This is a genomic window from Pseudomonas extremaustralis (genome assembly GCF_900102035.1).
Lineage (GTDB): Bacteria > Pseudomonadota > Gammaproteobacteria > Pseudomonadales > Pseudomonadaceae > Aquipseudomonas > Aquipseudomonas extremaustralis.
Map to the genome: position 1 here is coordinate 2810701 of NZ_LT629689.1, position 16524 is coordinate 2827224.

Below are 16524 nucleotides of genomic sequence, written 5' to 3' on the forward strand. Positions count from 1 at the left end.
CATGAACGACACAATCGAACATCTTGCCGACGGCACCTTGGTCTTTCTGCCGGAGCGGCTCAATCGCGATCCTGCCGTATTACGCGGTTTGACCAATGATGAGATGTGGGTAGCGCTTGGCACCGGCGCAATCATTGGCCTGCTGCTGGGCGTTCCTCTGACGATCGCCACCGCTTCCATTGCCGTGGCGCCGACCAGCATGATCGCAGGCATGGCCGTGGTGTTATTGGCCGGTGGCACGCTACTGCGTCGGGCCAAACGGGCCCGCCCCGATACCTGGTTGTACCGCAAACTCGAATGGGTACTCGCCAGCCGTTGGCGCCTGGGGCGCGGAAGTTTGATTCTCCACTCCGGCGCCTGGACGGTTCGCCGTTCGCGTCGACTGCGCCCTGCCCTGTCCCGGTGGCAGCCATGAGCCGATTTCGAAACAAGGTCGATGCCCAACAGGCGCATATCTTCAGCCTGCGTCTGGCGGTAATGATCCTTGCCCTGGTCTGTGCCGGGCTCTGGTACGGCTGGCGTTCGGCACCGACCGATCTGACCGTGCATGTCCCCCCAGATCTGCGCTCGGGCAGCACGCGCAAGTGGTGGGATATCCCCTCAGAGAATGTCTATGCCTTTGCCCTGTACATCTTTGGCCAGCTCAACCGCTGGCCCTCAGATGGCGAGCAGGACTATCGCCGCGCCATCTATGGCTTGCAGTCCTACCTGACACCCTCCTGCAAAGCCTTCCTCGATGGCGACTACGAGTACCGCAAGGCCGCTGGCGAGTTGCGCCAGCGGGTGCGTGGCGTCTACGAAATTCTGGGCCGAGGCTACAGCGAAGATCCGGAACTCAGGGTCAAGCAACTCGATCGCGACAGCTGGCTGGTCAAGCTCGACCTCAACGCCGATGAGTATTACGCCGCCGAACCGGTGAAACGAGTGGTGGTGCGTTATCCATTACGCGTGGTGCGTTTTGACCTGGATCCCGAACGCAATAAGTGGGGGCTGGCACTGGATTGTTATCAGGGCACGCCGCAAAAAATCGCCCTGCCTGGAGGTGAGCCATGAAGCGGATTTCTACCCTGGGGCTCACCGTCGCACTAATATTATGGGAAGCTGCAGTGCAGGCCGTCGAGCTGATGCACTGGGAACGCCTTCCCCTCGCGGTCCCTCTGGTGATCAATCAAGAGCGGGTGGTCTTTATCGATGAAGATGTTCGAGTCGGTGTGCCCTCAACCCTGACGGGCAAGCTGCGCGTGCAATCAACCGGCGGCACGTTGTACCTGCGCGCGTCGGACGCCATTGCACCGACCCGCCTGCAACTGCAATCGGTCGCGACGGGCGAGGTCATCCTCCTGGACATCGCGGCCACACCTGGCGATCAACCGCTGGAGCCCGTGCGTATTCTTAAGAATGCTCCGGCGCAGGCTGCCGAGGCAGAATCTAGCACTGTCCCTGTTCCAGCACGCACGCCGATCCCGGTCGCTTTAACGCGCTATGCCGCACAGAGCCTGTACGCGCCGCTGCGCACCGTAGAATCCCTGCCCGGCGTACGCCGCCTACCGCTCAAGCTGCGCAGCGAACTGCCAACCCTGCTGCCGAGCGAAAACGTTTCCAGCACACCCATCGCCACCTGGCGACTCGGTGATTACTGGGTGACAGCGGTGAAGTTGCGCAATCGTGGTTCAGAGACGGTGCAACTCGATCCGCGCCGGCTTCAGGCCAAGCTGTTCGCCGCAGCCTTCCAGCATGCTTTTCTCGGGCCGGTCGGCAGTGCGGAAGACACCACGATTGCCTACCTCGTCACCCGTGGTGCTGGCCTCGAACACGCCGTGCTGCTTCCGCCCGTTGCGCGAGGTGCTGATGATGAAGGCTAACGCCTTGCTCAAATGGCTGGTACCGGCTGCGCTGCTGGCCGTGGTGGTGATCATCCTGAAAAGCTGGGTCGCGGGTGGCAGCACGCCCTCTCCAGAGCACCCGGTTGATCAGGGCAATATTCAGTTATCCGCCGAGCAAGCCAAGTCGCTCGGCATTGCGGGCGATACCCCGCGCGACACGGTCGCCACCCTGGTCGGCCAGGTGAAGGCCATGCGTAGCGACATGCTCGGGTTGAAGAAACACAACGAGTCGCTGTTGACGGAGAACAACCGCCTGCGCGAGCGGGAAAACAGTGTCGATTCGCGTATCCAGACGGCGCTTGGCAGCGTGACCCAGCAGGTCGACGAAGGTCGCCGACAAGCCAACGAGGCCCGGCTCAAAGCGGAACAAGACAGTCGTCAGGCTCGCGGTCTGCTGACGCAATTGCAGGACCAGTTGTCGGGGCTGACCGGCAAAGGCAAGGATATGCCAATAGGATTGGGGCTTGAGCCGGGCGACGGAGCTCAGTTCGACGGGCAGCATTCTGCCAATGATGCGCTGCAGTGGATTGAGCCCTCGGATGCTCCGCCCACCAACGCCCGAGGCAAAACCAAGATCTCTTCCGCACTGAGTCTGCCTACCGCCTTCAACTCACTGGAAGGCTTGAACGATAACGCGAATGATCGCAGCCAGAAACAGCTACGTGCAGTCACCCAGGGTGAGCGTGACCTCACGCGATCCGTTGATCGTTCCGAAGACGCGAAACCGGTCTACACCATTCCCGAAAACGCCACGCTGATGGGCTCGGTCGCCATGACCGCGTTGATCGGCCGAGTCCCGGTAGACGGCACCGTGAATGATCCCTATCCCTTCAAGGTGCTGGTCGGCCCCGAGAACCTAACAGCCAACGGCATCGACCTGCCGGACGTTGCGGGTGCCGTAATGAGCGGCACGGCGTCCGGTGACTGGACCCTGTCTTGCGTACGCGGACAGGTCGAGTCAATCACCTTTGTGTTTACCGATGGCACCATCCGCACAGTGCCGCAGCCGAAAGCAGTAGCCAGCCGCAATGCCTCCACCAACAAGAACTCGAACACCGACAAGATACGTGGCGGGCTCGGTTACCTGTCCGATCCGTACGGCATTCCTTGCATCGCTGGCGAGCGCCGCTCGAACGCCCAGCAATACCTCGGCAGCCAGAGCCTGATCACTGCCGCCGGTGCCGGTGTCGCAGCGCTGCTCGAGGATGAGCGGAACAACAGTAGTGTGATCAGTTCGGGCGGCAGTACGCTCGGAGTCACCAGCAGCAGTGGCAATAGCGCACTGAATTCAATTCTCAGTGGTGGGGTCAGCGACATCCGCGAGTGGGTGAACAAACTGTATGGCGAAGCCTTTGCTGCCGTGTACGTACCACCTGCAGCACAGGTCGCACTGCACCTCGACCATGAGATCACCATCGACTACGAGCCCAAGGGCCGGAGCGTTCGCCATGAAAAAGACCATGCTTCTCTGCCTGACCTGGATTAGCTCGCTCTGCTGGGTCCTGACGGGGTGTTCCACCGACAAAGACACGCTGCTGCCCCATGGCGAGCAAACCATGATGGATATCTGGAACGGCGCCGGTTCGCAAGGCACTCAGCAGCAACTGCTGGATGCTCGACAGCAGTTACGCCGCCCGCTGGCTCAGGCAGATGTCTCCGCGGCTCTCCAGGAACCGTACACGCGCACAGCGGCGAACGAGATCCGCAACCTGTTCCCGCGCCTGCCCAATCCCGATCTGGTGCTGTACGTGTATCCGCATTTGAGTGGTACCGAGCAGGCTCCGGTTCCGGGTTACTCGACCGTCTTTCCGTTCTACCAACGGGTGCAGTACGCATTACCCGGTGAACGTCAGGAAGACTTGTAGTGCGTGCCGGCGATGCGGGCAACCGCACTTCTGCATGGAAAGCCTGGCGCCACCCATTGCGCCCTCGCGCCACCTTGGCCGATGAAGCTGCACTCTATGCGCATAACCCCAGCTTCACCGATCACCTGCCATGGGTCGAATACCTCGACACCGAGCAGTGTTTTCTACTGGATGACAACCGCTCGGTGGGTGCCGTGTTCGAGTTGCTGCCCATTGGCACTGAAGGGCGCGAACCCGATTGGTTGATGGCCGCCCGCGATGCCCTCGAGGATGCCCTGCAGGATAGCTTTGACGAGCTGGACCAAGCGCCGTGGGTGGCGCAGTTTTTCTGTCAGGACGACAACGACTTCTCCCCCTACCTCAATCGGCTCACTAGCTATATTCAGGACAGCGCGCGAGGCACCGTCTTCACCGAGGCGTATTTGCAACTCAGCCGCCGTCATCTGAAGGCCATCGCCAAGCCGGGTGGGCTGTTTGAGGACAAGGTGGTGACGCGCCTGCCCTGGCGTGGCAACAACCGCCGGGTGCGCCTGGTGGTTTATCGCTGGCTCGGGTCTGGCGATGAGGAGACGGGACTCAGCCCGGTGCAATCCCTGCAACAGGCTTGCGAACGTATCGGTGCTTCGTTGCAGGCGTGCGGGGTGCAATCGACACGAGTCGATGGCCGAGGCCTATATGCCTGGTTAGTGCCCTGGTTCAATCCAACCCCCAAGCTCACCGATGAATCGCCCGAGGAGTTCTATCGCCGCGTGGCCTACCCGGAGTCGGGCAACGATGAGTCGCTGGAACTGCCCTTCGATCACGATTTCGCCGAGCGGTTGTTCTTCAATGAGCCGCGTTCGGATGTGCCGCACGGATTCTGGTTTTTCGACGATCAACCCCATCGGGTGATGGTGGTGGACAAACTGCGGCGGGCGCCACTGATTGGCCAACTCACTGGCGAAACCCGCAAGGGTGACGCGGTGAATGCGCTGTTCGACCAGTTACCCGAAGGTACGGTGATGAGCCTGACCCTGGTGGTCAAACCGCAGGATGTGCTCGAAGAGCAGTTGAACCGCCTAGCGCGCAAAGCCATCGGTGAAAACCTGGCCTCGACCCAAACCCGCCAGGATGTCGAAGAGGCTCGCGCGATCATCGGCCGCCAGCACAAGCTGTACCGTGGCACCCTGGCGTTCTACGTGCGCGGTCACGATGAACAGCAGTTGCACCAGCGCTCGGTCAGCCTGGCCAGCGCGCTGCTGGGTGCGGGGCTGCAACCAGTACGTGAAGGCGACGAGGTCGCCGCCTGCAACAGCTACCTGCGCTGGTTGCCAATGGCGTACAACCCGGCCTGCGACACGCGCAACTGGTACACCCGCCTGATGTTCGCCCAGCACCTGGCGAATCTGGTTCCGGTGTGGGGCCGCAGCACGGGCACCGGCCACCCGGGCATAACCCTGTTCAATCGTGGTGGCTCGCCGTTGAGTTTTGATCCGTTGTCACGTCTGGACCGGGCCATGAACGGTCATCTGCTGTTGTTCGGCCCCACCGGTGCCGGCAAGTCGGCCACCCTGGTCACCCTGTTGATGCAGGTCATGGCCGTGTACCGCCCTCGCCTGTATATCGTCGAGGCCGGCAACTCATTCGGTTTGCAGGGCGACTACTTCGCGACACAGGGCCTGTCGGTCAACAAGGTCCAATTGAAACCTGGCGCCTCGGTCAGTCTCGCCCCGTTCGCCGATGCCTGGCGCCTGGTCGAGCAGCCGGATCAGGTGGCGAGTCTGTCGATCGATGAGCTGGACGATGAGGCGGTAGCCAGTCGCGAAGACCAGCGCGATGTTCTCGGCGAATTGGAAATCACCGCTCGCCTGATGATCACCGGTGGCGAGGCCAAGGAAGAAGCCCGCCTGAGTCGAGCCGATCGTAGCTTGATCCGCGAATGCATCCTGGATGCGGCGCAAACGTGTGTCGCGGCGGGTCGCCAGGTACTGACCCGTGACGTGCGCGACGCCTTGCTGCACGTCGCCGCTGACACGCACTTGCCGGAGAAGCGTCGTGAGCGTGCCCAGGAAATGGGCGAGTCCATCGACCTGTTTTGCCAGGGTTTCGAAGGGGAACTGTTCGATCGCGAGGGCACGCCTTGGCCCGAGAGCGATGTGACCATTGTCGACCTGGCCACCTATGCTCGCGAAGGCTACGAAGCCCAGATGTCCATTAGCTACATCAGCCTGATGAACACCGTGAACAACCTTGCCGAGCGCGACCAGTACCTGGGTCGACCGATCGTCATGGTCACCGACGAGGGCCATATCATCACCAAGAACCCGCTGCTGGCGCCATTCGTGGTCAAGGGCACGAAGATGTGGCGCAAACTCGGTGCCTGGTTCTGGCTCGCCACACAGAACCTGGCCGACTTCCCCACGGCCGCGCAGACCATGCTCAACATGATCGAATGGTGGATTTGTTTGAACATGCCGCCCGCGGAAATCGAAGAAATCGCACGGTTCAAGAAACTCACGCCGGCACAGAAAGCCTTGTTGCTCTCCGCCAGCAAGGAGCCGGGAAAATACACTGAGGGGGTCGTGCTATCGAAGAAGCTCGAAACGCTGTTTCGGGCCGTGCCGCCAAGTCTTTATCTCGCCCTGGCCATGACGGAGCCCGAGGAAAAAGCCGAGCGCTGGACACTGATGCAGGAGAACGGCTGCTCTGAGTTGGAAGCGGCGTATCGGGTAGCGGAACTGATCGATAGAGCGCGAGGAATAGAACTCGCATAGGGGAATCTATTCAGGCCTCTCGCTCTAAAGCGAGTGATCGGTTATTGCGGTACGCCCCGGAGCCGCTGCTGAATCCTCAACAAGAATCCGGCTTCGAAGGCATCCTGGCAGTCACCGACAGGAAAGGTCTTGCGGGTTTGCGCCAGCTCCCACCACAGGGGAATCTCGCCGGGCGTATCAAGCCAAGCCTGAGCACATTGCACGCCACGTTCGATCATCGAGGCAAACTCGTTGCTCCATGGTGTCAGAAGACTTGGGCAACCATCCGCCGCAGGAATTGAAATGTAGTTTTCGTCCATACACACCCTAGATTTCTGATTTATTGTTAGACGCGGAGTACAGCCTCGAAAATCCTAACGAAGCCAAATGAAAGCTCGATAACAGGCATGAGCATCAAATAGCCTAGATATGCCAATGTAGACTATATCCCGTGGATTGAGAGTCCCTCAAGGCGCAATTTGCGCGCATGACTCAAGACTACGAACAGCTTCGTCTGCATCTGGCGGAAAACATCCGCTTGATGCGACGCGTGAAAAACCTTACCCAAGAGCAACTTGCGCTCATGGCCGAGGTGGATCGCACCTACGTCAGTCAAATCGAACGATGCACGGGCAATCCGTCGCTGATGGTCCTGTGCAAACTCGCCAATATTCTCGAAATCACGACGGATCAGCTCCTCACTGAGTCAGACACCCTTCGCCGTGCATTGAGCATCGAATAGCTACCTCGTCGCCCTGCAAATCCTTGTAAACCGACAACGCCAGCTTCAGCTTTATCACTGACGGTGTACGTTCAATCATCGAACGTGTCCAGGCCATTAGCCCAAAGAGCCTGGATCATGCCTGTCGTATGCCCATCAATTGCGCCCCAGAAGTTACGACCTTTGGCACTGAGCCTCCTGCTGGCGTGCGGGCCAAGCGTGGCGCTGGATACCGGCAGCATCACGTCCTCGGTGTTGTCGCCAAATTGCCTCGCCTACAGGGTCGTCGGCATTTGTTTCTGGCTGCTCTGCACGCCCTTCGGCTGCAAAGTCAAAACCTCGACCAAGGTGCGTCATTTCATTCCTGAGCTGGTGGTCTCGAGCTACGCCACTACGGGCAATAATCCATGGTCCGAGATGGCCACCCTCTCCTCTCCCATTGGCGGTGCGGAAGGTGGCGGCAACCTGATCACGCCGAACAGCCACCGCGACAACCTGCCTCGCTTCAAAAACGTTGATGGCATCGGTCATCCAGGTGGCTGGGCCGCCACTCAACTGGCCTCGCATTCCGGCTACGCCTGCGCCAGCGGCGCTACTGCGTTCATGCCCTACTACCTGAGCACCCTGGACTCGCTGGCCTGGCGCCATGGCATACCGGAAAGTCTTTACCCCGAGTCGCTCATGCCGGGGATCCGTGAAATCGGTCGGCAGGCCTTGGGAAACATGTGGGGCAACGTCTATCCCCGGCAGGGTTTTCTGGTACAGCCCGACGATTTCAAGGCGGCCGCGGTGATGGCGCAACGGGCCGGCGATGTCATCACCCGTAACGGGCAACCACATGTGTACTTGCCGCTCACACCCGCACCACGCGACGGCTACTGGCCGCCGGGTCCGATCGTTGAAAACGATGCTTCAACCCACAAATGGCAGTTGCTCTCCCCCCAGATTCAGCCCACGTGTGCCATCTTCCCCAGCGATCCGGTGCAGAGCGCTGATGGCGGCTACGCCTGGGCGCTGTGGCGCCCCTATAGCTGTTGCAAACGTGAGGGACAGACCTTCCTGTTCAGCATCGACTTCGAAGGTGGTGTTTCATGAGTCGGCTTCTCGCACGACCATGGCTGGGCCCGATGAGTCTGTTGCTCTGCGGACTGCTCTCCATTGCCACGCATGCCCACGCCGCCGAGGGCGATTACCGCCTGGGTACTCACGGCGAAGTGCTCGACGACCGGGTGATGTACACCATTGGTGGCGGCTCGGCAGTCGGCTCACCGAGCTCGCTCTACCGACCCAGTGGTCTCGGTGTCGGCGGGTCCTGGCGAGCGAACATGATGTGCGGAAACATGAGCCTCACCAATACCCTGCAAAACCAGCTGAACGGTGCCACTGAGGGTTTCCAGCAGATCATGGGCAGCGTTGTGCAGAACGCGACCCAAGCGGTGATGTCGCTGCCAGCGTTGATCATCCAGCGCGCCAACCCCGGCCTTTATGAGTTGTTGAGCAACGGGGTGATGCAGGGCCGTATCGACTTCGATCGCTCCAAACTGACCTGCCAAGCCATGGCCGAGAAAATGGCGGACAAGGTCGGCCAAGCCGGCTGGGGTGCGCTGGCCAAGAACCAGGAGATGCAGAGTAATCTGGAGCAAACCGGCGGTGATGCAGTGGCCACGGTGAAAAATACCGAGTCCCAAAACGGCAACAATGGGGTGTCCTGGGTCGGCGGTTCGAAGGCTGGTGGGAATGGGCAGACACCCATTCGGGTGACCTCCGACGTAGTGCGCGCGGGCTACAACTTGCTGCATAACCGGACGGTGGCTGACAGTACGTCGATCAGTAGCAGCGACTGTTTGGGTGGAGCCATTTGCCAGACATGGGCTTCGCCCCAGGAGGAATCCGAATGGGCCGTTCGGGTGTTGGGCGAGAGCGAAGTCGCGACCTGCGACAGCTGCGAAACCCTGCGTGCTGCCGCTGGCAGCGGATTGACGCCGCTGATCCAGGAGGCCTACAGCGAACGCCTCAAGGCCCTGCAAGGGCTGCTGTCCGGTTCACTGTCGCCTACCCCTGACAATCTGGCTAAAGCCTCAAGCCCAATACTTCCAGTGACCCGTGGCGTGATCGAAGCCTTGCGCGACGATCCCGACCAGGATCTGCTGGCGCGACGCCTGGCCAGTGAAACGGCCTTGTCCAGCGTGCTCGACAAAGCGTTGCTGCTACTGCGCACCCTGCTGGCAGGCAGTCACGAACCGAACATCGCTTCAGCCGAGCCGGCCCAGACCGCCTTGACGAAAAATATCGACGCCCTGGAGCGCGAAATACGTCTGCTACAAACCGAGCTGCAGGTCCGGCAGATGCTCGCAACCAATACCGCCAGCCTGGTGCTCGATCGACATGCGGGTGGTGCCGATGCTTCGCGTACCGTCGAGCAAGGCGACCCTGAGCCGGGCCGACTCAATGATGCTGACGCTAGGCGCAAGTGAGCCATGAAACGCTCACCGCTATTCACTCTGCTTTCAGGTCTGAGGATTGCCGTGGTGATGATCCTGACCGCCGCACTGGTCGCCTGGATCGGCCGCACTGCGCTGGGTAGTTTCGAGGTCTGGCAGCAGGCATTCGAATCGGCACGACCTTATCTGCGGTGGTGGCGCGCCCTGCTCTACGCCGCCCTCTTTGCGCTCTGGTGGGATCTGCTTCGGCGCTACCGACATCGACCACAGCATCGACTGCGCGTGAAACGCATTGGAGCGTTAGGGCTCGTGCTCTTTACCTGCGTCGAACTCACCCGACTGTGAGGTCACCACCATGCTCATGAGCACCAACAGCTACCTGGAGTTTTACCTCTCTCTGCTGGCCTGGATCATCAACAACGGCCTCTGGAGTGTCCTGTCCGACACCGGGCTATTCGCCGCGCCCTTTGGCGCAATTATCTTGCAGGAATGGTTGTCTGCCCGTCAGCAAGGCGCGGATGAAGGCAACAAGGGACTGCTCTCGGTGCCGCGGATCGAGAACCGGTTGTGGCTGGCCTATATCGTCGTCTTGTTCGGTTGCGCGCCCGTCTTTCCGCTGAGCCTCGCCTCAATGGCGTTCGATGATGCGGCGAGTCAGCGCTGCGGCGTGAGTGTCGCCAAACCGACGGAAACCGCCTGGGGGACCACCTTCAATACTATCGGCGAACGCTCCGCCAACGTACCGATCTGGTGGTTTCTGGTGCATGCCTTGAGCAAAGGGGTAACCGCGGCGGCCACCGCCTCCATCCCCTGCGCACCGGATATCCGACAAATGCGCATGGAGATCGACAGCTCGCGCATCGACAGTCAGGTACTGCTGCAGGAAGTTGCCGACTTCACTCGCGATTGCTATGGTTATTCCCGTTCTCGGCTATTCACCAACCGTCCGCAGTTGGACAAGGCACAAAGTTATGACGCGTCCTGGATCGGCTCAAACTATTTTTTTGACACACCCGGTTACTACGATACGGATCGTTCACGCACACCGCGAGTCAGCTGGCCGTATGACGAAAGCCGAGATGTTTCCTTACCTCGGCTGGAGAATGGCGCGGGCTATCCCACCTGCAAGCAGTGGTGGAGCGATAGCGGTGTTGGCTTGCGCGAACGTTTGATCCAGCAAGTCGATCCTTCGCTGCTGACTCAGCTGAAAGGTTGGTTGACTGGCCGTTCGAGCAACGAGATCGAGGATGCCACCCTGCGCGAACTGGTCAGCCCGCGCCAGCAATCGATGTCCATGTCGCCCGGACAGGTCTACCAGGACTATGGCTCCAGTGCTCGCGGCGGGTCGATCAATCAGGGGCTCAATAATCTCGCCACCAATACCGGGCTAGCCCTTGGCTCCTTCAGCAACTTCCCGGCGATGAATGCGTTACGCGCCGCTCTACCGATGGTGCAGGCTTTCCTGATCATGGGTGTCATCATCAGCTTGCCGCTGATTCTGTTGGTCAGTACCTACCAGTTGAAGACCGTCATGACGGTGACGTTTGCGCTGTTCACCTTGCACATGCTGAGCTTCTGGTGGGAACTAGCCCGCTGGGTCGACTCCAGCATGCTCGACACCTTGTACAACCAAGTTTCGGCTTCCAATCAAGTGCTGTTATCGCTGCCCACATCCGGCTTCATGGAGGGAACCGTCACGGCACAGGTGATCGAGTATGTGATGGGGGCGATGTTCATCGTGCTACCGATGCTGTTTCTAGGGGCCATGAGCTGGGCAGGATATTCAGTCGGCAACGGGATTCAAGGCATGTTGGCGAACGGTAGCAAAGCCGCAAGTGATTCAGCGAGCAAAGGTACGGATCAAATATTGGGGGCTACTAAGCGCTCAATTAGATGACTTGCTGTCGCCTATATAATGCCCATTGTCATCGAAGTCACCAATGTAGAGATCAGCACCCAAGTAGTCTGGCCCTGGACTTTCCTCTTGATGATCGGAACCAACAAAAGCCCTGAACCATATCAAAGTGATGACAGCCAACATCATCATAAAAAAAGTAACCAGCCAAACGCTGACAAGGAGCAAACCTCCGATCAATGCCAGCTTGGCAATCAGAAAGCTCCCGCGAACGAGTAATTTACCCGCAGGCATACCTGCCGTCACCGCACGCTCCGCCAGGTGGGACTCAAACGCTTTCAATTTGCGATAACCACGCTTTACCGACATGCCACAGGCGTACGCCCAGCGGAGGGCACGTGAATTCTGAACAGGGTTCTGAGTCGGCATGTTCTCGCCCTCTTCTGAGCGTTTTCATGATTGAGACAGGAGTAACAGCCTACTACTGAAAACTGTCCGTGCTTGACCGTTTATCAGCTTGCCCAGCCAAAAAATCTTCACTGGAAGATAGAAGACGAACATCAGGGCACAGCTTTTCTTCGGAGGTTGACCCGTATAAATCGCTACGCTAAATACAAGGTACGGATCGCTGTTATCGACAGCACCTTCCCAGGCAGCCAGAACCTTCAAGGCTACGTCACTTCGGTGATGGTTCTTCCCCAAGTGCGATGAGCGTTCGGTGGCTCGCACGGTCACCGTTTCTACGGTGATGAACGCCTACTGCTCTTTTGAGCGTCTTCCGAGCTCCGCTCGCCAGGCAAACCTTCTTGTTTTTCTTCAACCCACCGCGGGGAAATTCTCTCCCGCACGGGCAGGTTTCTTCGCGTTTTCAACGGAGGCACACCATGTCCGACCCACTTACGCCGGAAGCACTGAACACCCTACAGTTACCCATTGTGTTCACGCCTGGCGCGTGGCAACGCGCAGTACTGCTCGAGCGCTCAGGTCATCCTGAGAAGCTGCAGGTCGATCGCCTGAGCAACGTATTGCGCGCAGCCTTCGAGGCTCACCTGGCCCATCCACACGAGCCCTATGTGCTGTTCGAGGTAGCCCACATCGCGTCAACCGGTCATCCACGCCAAAACCCGTTGCTGCAACTAAACCTTAGCCTGCTCCTCGAGCCAGACCAGCCTAACGCCTTACTGATAGCGCTCGCAGAAGAGCATCAGCGCTAAGTGCATATGGCCGTACTCGGCACCCACATCCACAGTCGGAGCGCTTGCAAGACCTGCATCAATCCAACCCATCACCCACCGGGGAACCCTCCCCGACGGGCAAGGCGTTCCTCCGTTGTTGAGGAACATGCCATGCGCGATATCTACCAAGACGTGACTGACAAAATCGTTACCGCGTTAGACCAAGGCGTTGCTCCCTGGATCAAACCCTGGTCCTCAAGTGGCTCAGCTTACGTCGGCAATCATCAACCCTACCCCATCAACGCCATCACGCTTCGTCCCTATTCGGGTATCAACTTGCCACTGCTCTGGGCCGAAGCCAGGTTGCAGGGATTCACTCAAGATCGTTGGCTGACCTTCAACCAAGCCAGAAAGGCCGGTGGGCACATCCGTAAGGGTGAGCACAGCACCCTGGCGGTACTCTACAAGCCGATGGAGCGCGAGGAACAGACCGAGTCAGGCCAACCCGTACTCGATGAACACGGTCAGCCCAAGGTCGCTAACTTTGGCATTCTCAGGACGCATTTTCTATTCAACATCGAGCAAACAGAGGGGCTCGAAACGCTCAATGAAACCCTGCTCGAGACAGAACCGACCGATCCCTTCCTGGCCAACAGCGTTGCGGAAAATCTGCTGCTCAGTTCCGGGGCGAAAATCGTTCATCGATCTGCCGACGAAGCCTTTTACCACCCGATCAGGGATCTCATCCAACTGCCGACAAAAGCGCAATTTCACGATGAAGGTGGGTATTACGCCACCGCACTTCACGAGCTGACGCACTGGACCGGGCATCGCACTCGGTTGCAGCGCGAAGGCGTGACGTCAGTCTGTCCGTTTGGCTCGCCAGGCTACGCGTTTGAGGAGTTGATCGCGGAAATGGGCGCGGCGTTTTTATGTGCCTACTCCGGTATACAGGGAGAGCTTCGGCACGAGGGCTACATCGACTCCTGGCTCGGTCTGCTCAAGGCAGACAAGCGCGCGATCTTTCGCGCCAGTGGTCACGCCCGAAGCGCATCGGAGTATGTACTCGACTTGGAGCAGCAACTGAAGCAAGCGGTCATGGATGACTCGCCTTGCATGAACGATGGAGCTTAATCGATACCTCACCGTTGCAAACGCTTCAAAGGGCCTGACACGAGTTGGGCCCTTTTTTATGCTCAGAAGAAAGGCTCCATGCCGCGGGACTCTGGCGCAAAGAACAAGAGAGGCGCGCACACCAGCAGCCTGTCATTCCGCATCCAGGTTCTGCGCCAGAAAATCCACCAGCTCGAGTGGTCTCCGGCTGTCGATCACCTTGTAGATCAGATCGCGCTTACTGCGTGGCAACTTCTTGACCACGCTCCTCGCCGAGGCCCTGACGGCTTCGTCTGTCCCATGGATACGTGCCGCAAGGAGCAGCACCAGCGTGGCGTCAGTCAGATTCATGGCAAGCCCCGAGAAAATTCGCACCGCAGTGTACCGACTCTTGTCTTTTCCGTACCAGCCCTCCAACAAAATGATGCCCAGCCGTATCAATATTCCGATTGCGGCACAAAGGGACACGAGCCAAAAGGACAGGTAAGGGTTGGAAGGGAATGGGGATTCAAGGGTAAGAGCCCTATCCGAAAAGGCTAAAGGGCCACTGACCCTGTCACTTCCCGGAGGTCACGATGCTCAGTCTGTTTCGCCACAAAAAGCAGAAGCCTCCTCCACCACCGACCGTCAACGTCGCCGACGGTTACCTGCCCATCGAGTCGGTCCACAGCTTGTTAGCCGCGGAGCACCGCCGCCAGTTGCTCGATCGCATCTGGCAGTACACCGCCCTCTCCCACGCCCAATTCGCCCAGCTCTACTTAAATCCGATCCGTCGCTACGCCGAACAGGTCCAGCAACTCCCGGCCAGCGAGACGCACCACCATGCGTATCTCGGCGGCATGCTCGACCATGGCCTGGAGCTGGTCGCTTGCAGTTTGAAACTGCGTCAGTCGTATCTGCTTCCCACTGGCGCCGCGCCCGAAGACCAGGCCGCTCAGACCGACGCTTGGTCCGCTGGCATCGCCTATGGCGCCCTGCTCCATGACATCGGCAAGATCGCCGTGGACCTGCAGGTCGAATGCCAGGATGGCCGGCTTTGGCATCCTTGGCAGGGTCCCCTGGATCAGCCCTACCGTTTTCGTTACATCAAAGGTCGTGACTACCACCTGCACGGTGCCGCCGCAGGCTTGCTCTATACCCAAATTCTCGACCGCCCGATCCTGGACTGGCTCAGTGGATTTCCGTCGCTGTGGGCCAGTCTGCTGTATGTCCTGGCCGGTCAGTATGAACATGCTGGTGTGCTGGGCGAACTGGTGATTCAAGCCGACCGAGTCTCCACCACACAGAACATTGGCGGCAACCCAAGCAAGGCGCTACAAGCGCCGATTCATTCGCTGCAACATCACTTGATCAGCGGACTGCGTCATCTGGTTCAGCACGAGCTGAAACTCAACCAGCCGGGTGCCGCGGGTTGGTTGACTCAAGACACACTGTGGCTGGTCAGCAAGACGGTCACGGACAAGCTGCGAGCCTATCTGCTGTCGCAATCGATTGAGGGCATTCCCTCATCCAACATCGCTGTGTTCGACGAGCTGCAATCGCATGGGCTGGTCGAGTCGACCCCGGAAGGCAAAGCCATCTGGACCGCTATTGTCGCGCAGGGAAACTGGCAGCAGAGCTTTACCTTTCTGCGCCTTCAACCGGCGTTGATTTGGGGGAGCGAAGAGCGGCCTGAGGCTTTCCGCGGAATGGTGAGCGTTGCAGTCGATGAGCACCCGACTGACGCACCAGTATCATCACCAGCACCCAAGGCAGGCGGAACAGGATCGCATCAAAAACAATCGATGGAAGATCCAATGGCGATGGAAGATGCCGACTACCTCGGAACGTTGCTGGATATGTTCGAAATGGGAGAAGCCGAGGTGCGTGATACGCCGTCAGAAAATGCTCTCGAAGTCTCAGCCCCCCCTTTGGACAACCCAGGTCAGGCTTTCCTGAATTGGGTCAAGGAAGGCATCCAGAACCACAAGCTGATCATCAACGACAGCAAGGCTAAAATCCACACGGTGAGCGGCACCGTGCTATTGGTCACACCAGGTCTCTTCCAACGCTACGCGCGGGAGTTTCCTGGTATCTCACAGGAATCCGATCAAGAGATTGAAGAATGGCGTTGGGTGCAGAAGCAGTTCGAAAAACTGAAGGTCCACAGGAAACGGGACGATGGCTTGAACATCTGGATCTGTCAGGTCGAAGGTCCTCGGAAGAAAGCAAGACTCAAAGGTTATTTGCTAGAAAAGCCGGAACTGCTGTTCGAAACGATGCCTGCCGACAATCCTTTTCTTAAGGTCGAAAAAGCTTAAATTTCCGTAGCATCCCATTGGAGCTCGACACGCAGAATCGACTCTGGGGTGCACTCGCCACTGAACCGCTCTCTTGCCGCTCCCCGGCGGCTCATAGCGTTCGATGATGGATTGGATGCAGTGAACACCGAAAACCCCACCCTGTCAGACCTTTCCGCTCCACTCGGACTGTATTCGTCCGGGACGTTTGGGACAGAAGCGCCTGCATAGCGTGCGACCTCAAGCTGGAGCACACCTGAACGGTTCATAACCAGCTTGCTACGTGCAGACTGTTGTTTCGCAAGATTCCCTGCAGCTCGACTGAAGTCCCGCCATTATCTCTAAGCACGTCGCAAACCGATGCAGCAAACCCCGCGATAACGCGCAGACCCTCTTATTGAAACAACTACTACCACCGATTGGTAACGATCCAGTGGGCTGTCAGGGTAACGCGTTTTCA

17 protein-coding genes are annotated in these 16524 nt (G+C 58.9%); 14 read left to right on the forward strand and 3 right to left on the reverse strand.

Annotated elements, in window-relative coordinates:
* Window position 1: 1 nt before the first annotated feature.
* From BLR63_RS12840 to BLR63_RS12865, 6 genes are read left to right on the forward strand one after another with little or no spacing between them, the layout of a single operon-like run.
* Complete coding sequence (locus BLR63_RS12840; protein WP_010567725.1) at window positions 2–415, forward strand: TIGR03750 family conjugal transfer protein; 414 nt, start codon at window positions 2–4, stop codon at window positions 413–415.
* A complete protein-coding gene (locus BLR63_RS12845; RefSeq protein ID WP_010567726.1) occupies window positions 412–1053 on the forward strand; it encodes a PFL_4703 family integrating conjugative element protein in 642 nt (213 codons plus the stop codon). Before BLR63_RS12840 ends, BLR63_RS12845 begins: the two co-directional genes overlap by 4 nt.
* Window positions 1050–1862, forward strand: a complete 813-nt coding sequence (locus BLR63_RS12850) for a TIGR03749 family integrating conjugative element protein (protein ID WP_010567727.1) — start codon at window positions 1050–1052, stop codon at window positions 1860–1862. Before BLR63_RS12845 ends, BLR63_RS12850 begins: the two co-directional genes overlap by 4 nt.
* On the forward strand, window positions 1852–3369 hold the full coding sequence (locus BLR63_RS12855) for a TIGR03752 family integrating conjugative element protein (RefSeq protein WP_010567728.1): 1518 nt from the start codon (window positions 1852–1854) through the stop codon (window positions 3367–3369). The genes BLR63_RS12850 and BLR63_RS12855 overlap by 11 nt, the downstream gene beginning before the upstream one ends.
* Window positions 3332–3748: a TIGR03751 family conjugal transfer lipoprotein gene (locus tag BLR63_RS12860; RefSeq protein ID WP_010567729.1), complete on the forward strand. Its 417-nt coding sequence runs from the start codon at window positions 3332–3334 to the stop codon at window positions 3746–3748. Before BLR63_RS12855 ends, BLR63_RS12860 begins: the two co-directional genes overlap by 38 nt.
* A complete protein-coding gene (locus tag BLR63_RS12865) occupies window positions 3748–6501 on the forward strand; it encodes a conjugative transfer ATPase (RefSeq protein ID WP_010567730.1) in 2754 nt (917 codons plus the stop codon). The genes BLR63_RS12860 and BLR63_RS12865 overlap by 1 nt, the downstream gene beginning before the upstream one ends.
* 41 nt (window positions 6502–6542) lie before the next feature.
* Here BLR63_RS12865 and BLR63_RS12870 read toward each other — a convergent pair whose 3' ends face one another.
* A complete protein-coding gene (locus tag BLR63_RS12870) occupies window positions 6543–6800 on the reverse strand; it encodes a LasR-specific antiactivator QslA (protein ID WP_034128270.1) in 258 nt (85 codons plus the stop codon).
* A gap of 167 nt (window positions 6801–6967) precedes the next feature.
* On the opposite strand from BLR63_RS12870, the gene BLR63_RS12875 reads away from it, so the two are divergent.
* The 5 genes from BLR63_RS12875 (at window position 6968) to BLR63_RS12895 (ending at window position 11539) form a co-directional block, all read left to right on the forward strand.
* Window positions 6968–7222, forward strand: coding sequence for a helix-turn-helix domain-containing protein (locus BLR63_RS12875; protein WP_010567732.1), 255 nt, complete (start codon window positions 6968–6970; stop codon window positions 7220–7222).
* Window positions 7223–7339: 117 nt separating this feature from the next.
* Window positions 7340–8296 carry a TIGR03756 family integrating conjugative element protein gene (locus BLR63_RS12880; RefSeq protein ID WP_034115542.1) on the forward strand — a complete coding sequence of 319 codons (957 nt, stop codon included), beginning with the start codon at window positions 7340–7342 and terminating at the stop codon, window positions 8294–8296.
* On the forward strand, window positions 8293–9675 hold the full coding sequence (locus tag BLR63_RS12885; RefSeq protein ID WP_034115543.1) for an integrating conjugative element protein: 1383 nt from the start codon (window positions 8293–8295) through the stop codon (window positions 9673–9675). Before BLR63_RS12880 ends, BLR63_RS12885 begins: the two co-directional genes overlap by 4 nt.
* 3 nt (window positions 9676–9678) lie before the next feature.
* Window positions 9679–9987 (forward strand): hypothetical protein, encoded by a 309-nt coding sequence (locus BLR63_RS12890; protein ID WP_042947769.1) that lies wholly within the window; start codon window positions 9679–9681, stop codon window positions 9985–9987.
* A gap of 10 nt (window positions 9988–9997) precedes the next feature.
* On the forward strand, window positions 9998–11539 hold the full coding sequence (locus BLR63_RS12895; RefSeq protein WP_010567736.1) for a conjugal transfer protein TraG N-terminal domain-containing protein: 1542 nt from the start codon (window positions 9998–10000) through the stop codon (window positions 11537–11539).
* On the opposite strand, the gene BLR63_RS12900 is transcribed toward BLR63_RS12895, so the two are convergent.
* Entirely contained in the window at window positions 11528–11926 is a 399-nt protein-coding gene (locus BLR63_RS12900) for a DUF3742 family protein (protein WP_010567737.1), read from the reverse strand. The genes BLR63_RS12895 and BLR63_RS12900 overlap by 12 nt on opposite strands.
* 455 nt (window positions 11927–12381) lie before the next feature.
* Between BLR63_RS12900 and BLR63_RS12905 the strand changes: the two genes are divergently transcribed.
* Both BLR63_RS12905 and BLR63_RS12910 read left to right on the forward strand, forming a co-directional pair.
* Window positions 12382–12711 (forward strand): hypothetical protein, encoded by a 330-nt coding sequence (locus BLR63_RS12905; RefSeq protein WP_010567738.1) that lies wholly within the window; start codon window positions 12382–12384, stop codon window positions 12709–12711.
* A 132-nt stretch (window positions 12712–12843) separates the two neighbouring features.
* Complete coding sequence (locus BLR63_RS12910) at window positions 12844–13806, forward strand: ArdC family protein (protein ID WP_010567739.1); 963 nt, start codon at window positions 12844–12846, stop codon at window positions 13804–13806.
* Between the two features lie 132 nt (window positions 13807–13938).
* Here BLR63_RS12910 and BLR63_RS12915 read toward each other — a convergent pair whose 3' ends face one another.
* Entirely contained in the window at window positions 13939–14136 is a 198-nt protein-coding gene (locus BLR63_RS12915) for a DUF7740 domain-containing protein (RefSeq protein WP_034113511.1), read from the reverse strand.
* A 224-nt stretch (window positions 14137–14360) separates the two neighbouring features.
* On the opposite strand from BLR63_RS12915, the gene mobH reads away from it, so the two are divergent.
* Entirely contained in the window at window positions 14361–16085 is a 1725-nt protein-coding gene (mobH, locus tag BLR63_RS12920; RefSeq protein ID WP_010567741.1) for a MobH family relaxase, read from the forward strand.
* Window positions 16086–16524: the final 439 nt, after the last annotated feature.

Bases quoted from the DNA above. Each gene is read 5' to 3' on its own strand.
- BLR63_RS12840 (WP_010567725.1), top strand. From the start codon at position 2: ATGAACGACACAATCGAACATCTTGCCGACGGCACCTTGGTCTTTCTG.
- BLR63_RS12845 (WP_010567726.1), top strand. From the start codon at position 412: ATGAGCCGATTTCGAAACAAGGTCGATGCCCAACAGGCGCATATCTTC.
- BLR63_RS12850 (WP_010567727.1), top strand. From the start codon at position 1,050: ATGAAGCGGATTTCTACCCTGGGGCTCACCGTCGCACTAATATTATGG.
- BLR63_RS12855 (WP_010567728.1), top strand. From the start codon at position 1,852: ATGAAGGCTAACGCCTTGCTCAAATGGCTGGTACCGGCTGCGCTGCTG.
- BLR63_RS12860 (WP_010567729.1), top strand. From the start codon at position 3,332: ATGAAAAAGACCATGCTTCTCTGCCTGACCTGGATTAGCTCGCTCTGC.
- BLR63_RS12870 (WP_034128270.1), bottom strand. From the start codon at position 6,800: ATGGACGAAAACTACATTTCAATTCCTGCGGCGGATGGTTGCCCAAGT.
- BLR63_RS12875 (WP_010567732.1), top strand. From the start codon at position 6,968: ATGACTCAAGACTACGAACAGCTTCGTCTGCATCTGGCGGAAAACATC.
- BLR63_RS12880 (WP_034115542.1), top strand. From the start codon at position 7,340: ATGCCTGTCGTATGCCCATCAATTGCGCCCCAGAAGTTACGACCTTTG.
- BLR63_RS12885 (WP_034115543.1), top strand. From the start codon at position 8,293: ATGAGTCGGCTTCTCGCACGACCATGGCTGGGCCCGATGAGTCTGTTG.
- BLR63_RS12890 (WP_042947769.1), top strand. From the start codon at position 9,679: ATGAAACGCTCACCGCTATTCACTCTGCTTTCAGGTCTGAGGATTGCC.
- BLR63_RS12895 (WP_010567736.1), top strand. From the start codon at position 9,998: ATGCTCATGAGCACCAACAGCTACCTGGAGTTTTACCTCTCTCTGCTG.
- BLR63_RS12900 (WP_010567737.1), bottom strand. From the start codon at position 11,926: ATGCCGACTCAGAACCCTGTTCAGAATTCACGTGCCCTCCGCTGGGCG.
- BLR63_RS12905 (WP_010567738.1), top strand. From the start codon at position 12,382: ATGTCCGACCCACTTACGCCGGAAGCACTGAACACCCTACAGTTACCC.
- BLR63_RS12910 (WP_010567739.1), top strand. From the start codon at position 12,844: ATGCGCGATATCTACCAAGACGTGACTGACAAAATCGTTACCGCGTTA.
- BLR63_RS12915 (WP_034113511.1), bottom strand. From the start codon at position 14,136: ATGAATCTGACTGACGCCACGCTGGTGCTGCTCCTTGCGGCACGTATC.
- mobH (WP_010567741.1), top strand. From the start codon at position 14,361: ATGCTCAGTCTGTTTCGCCACAAAAAGCAGAAGCCTCCTCCACCACCG.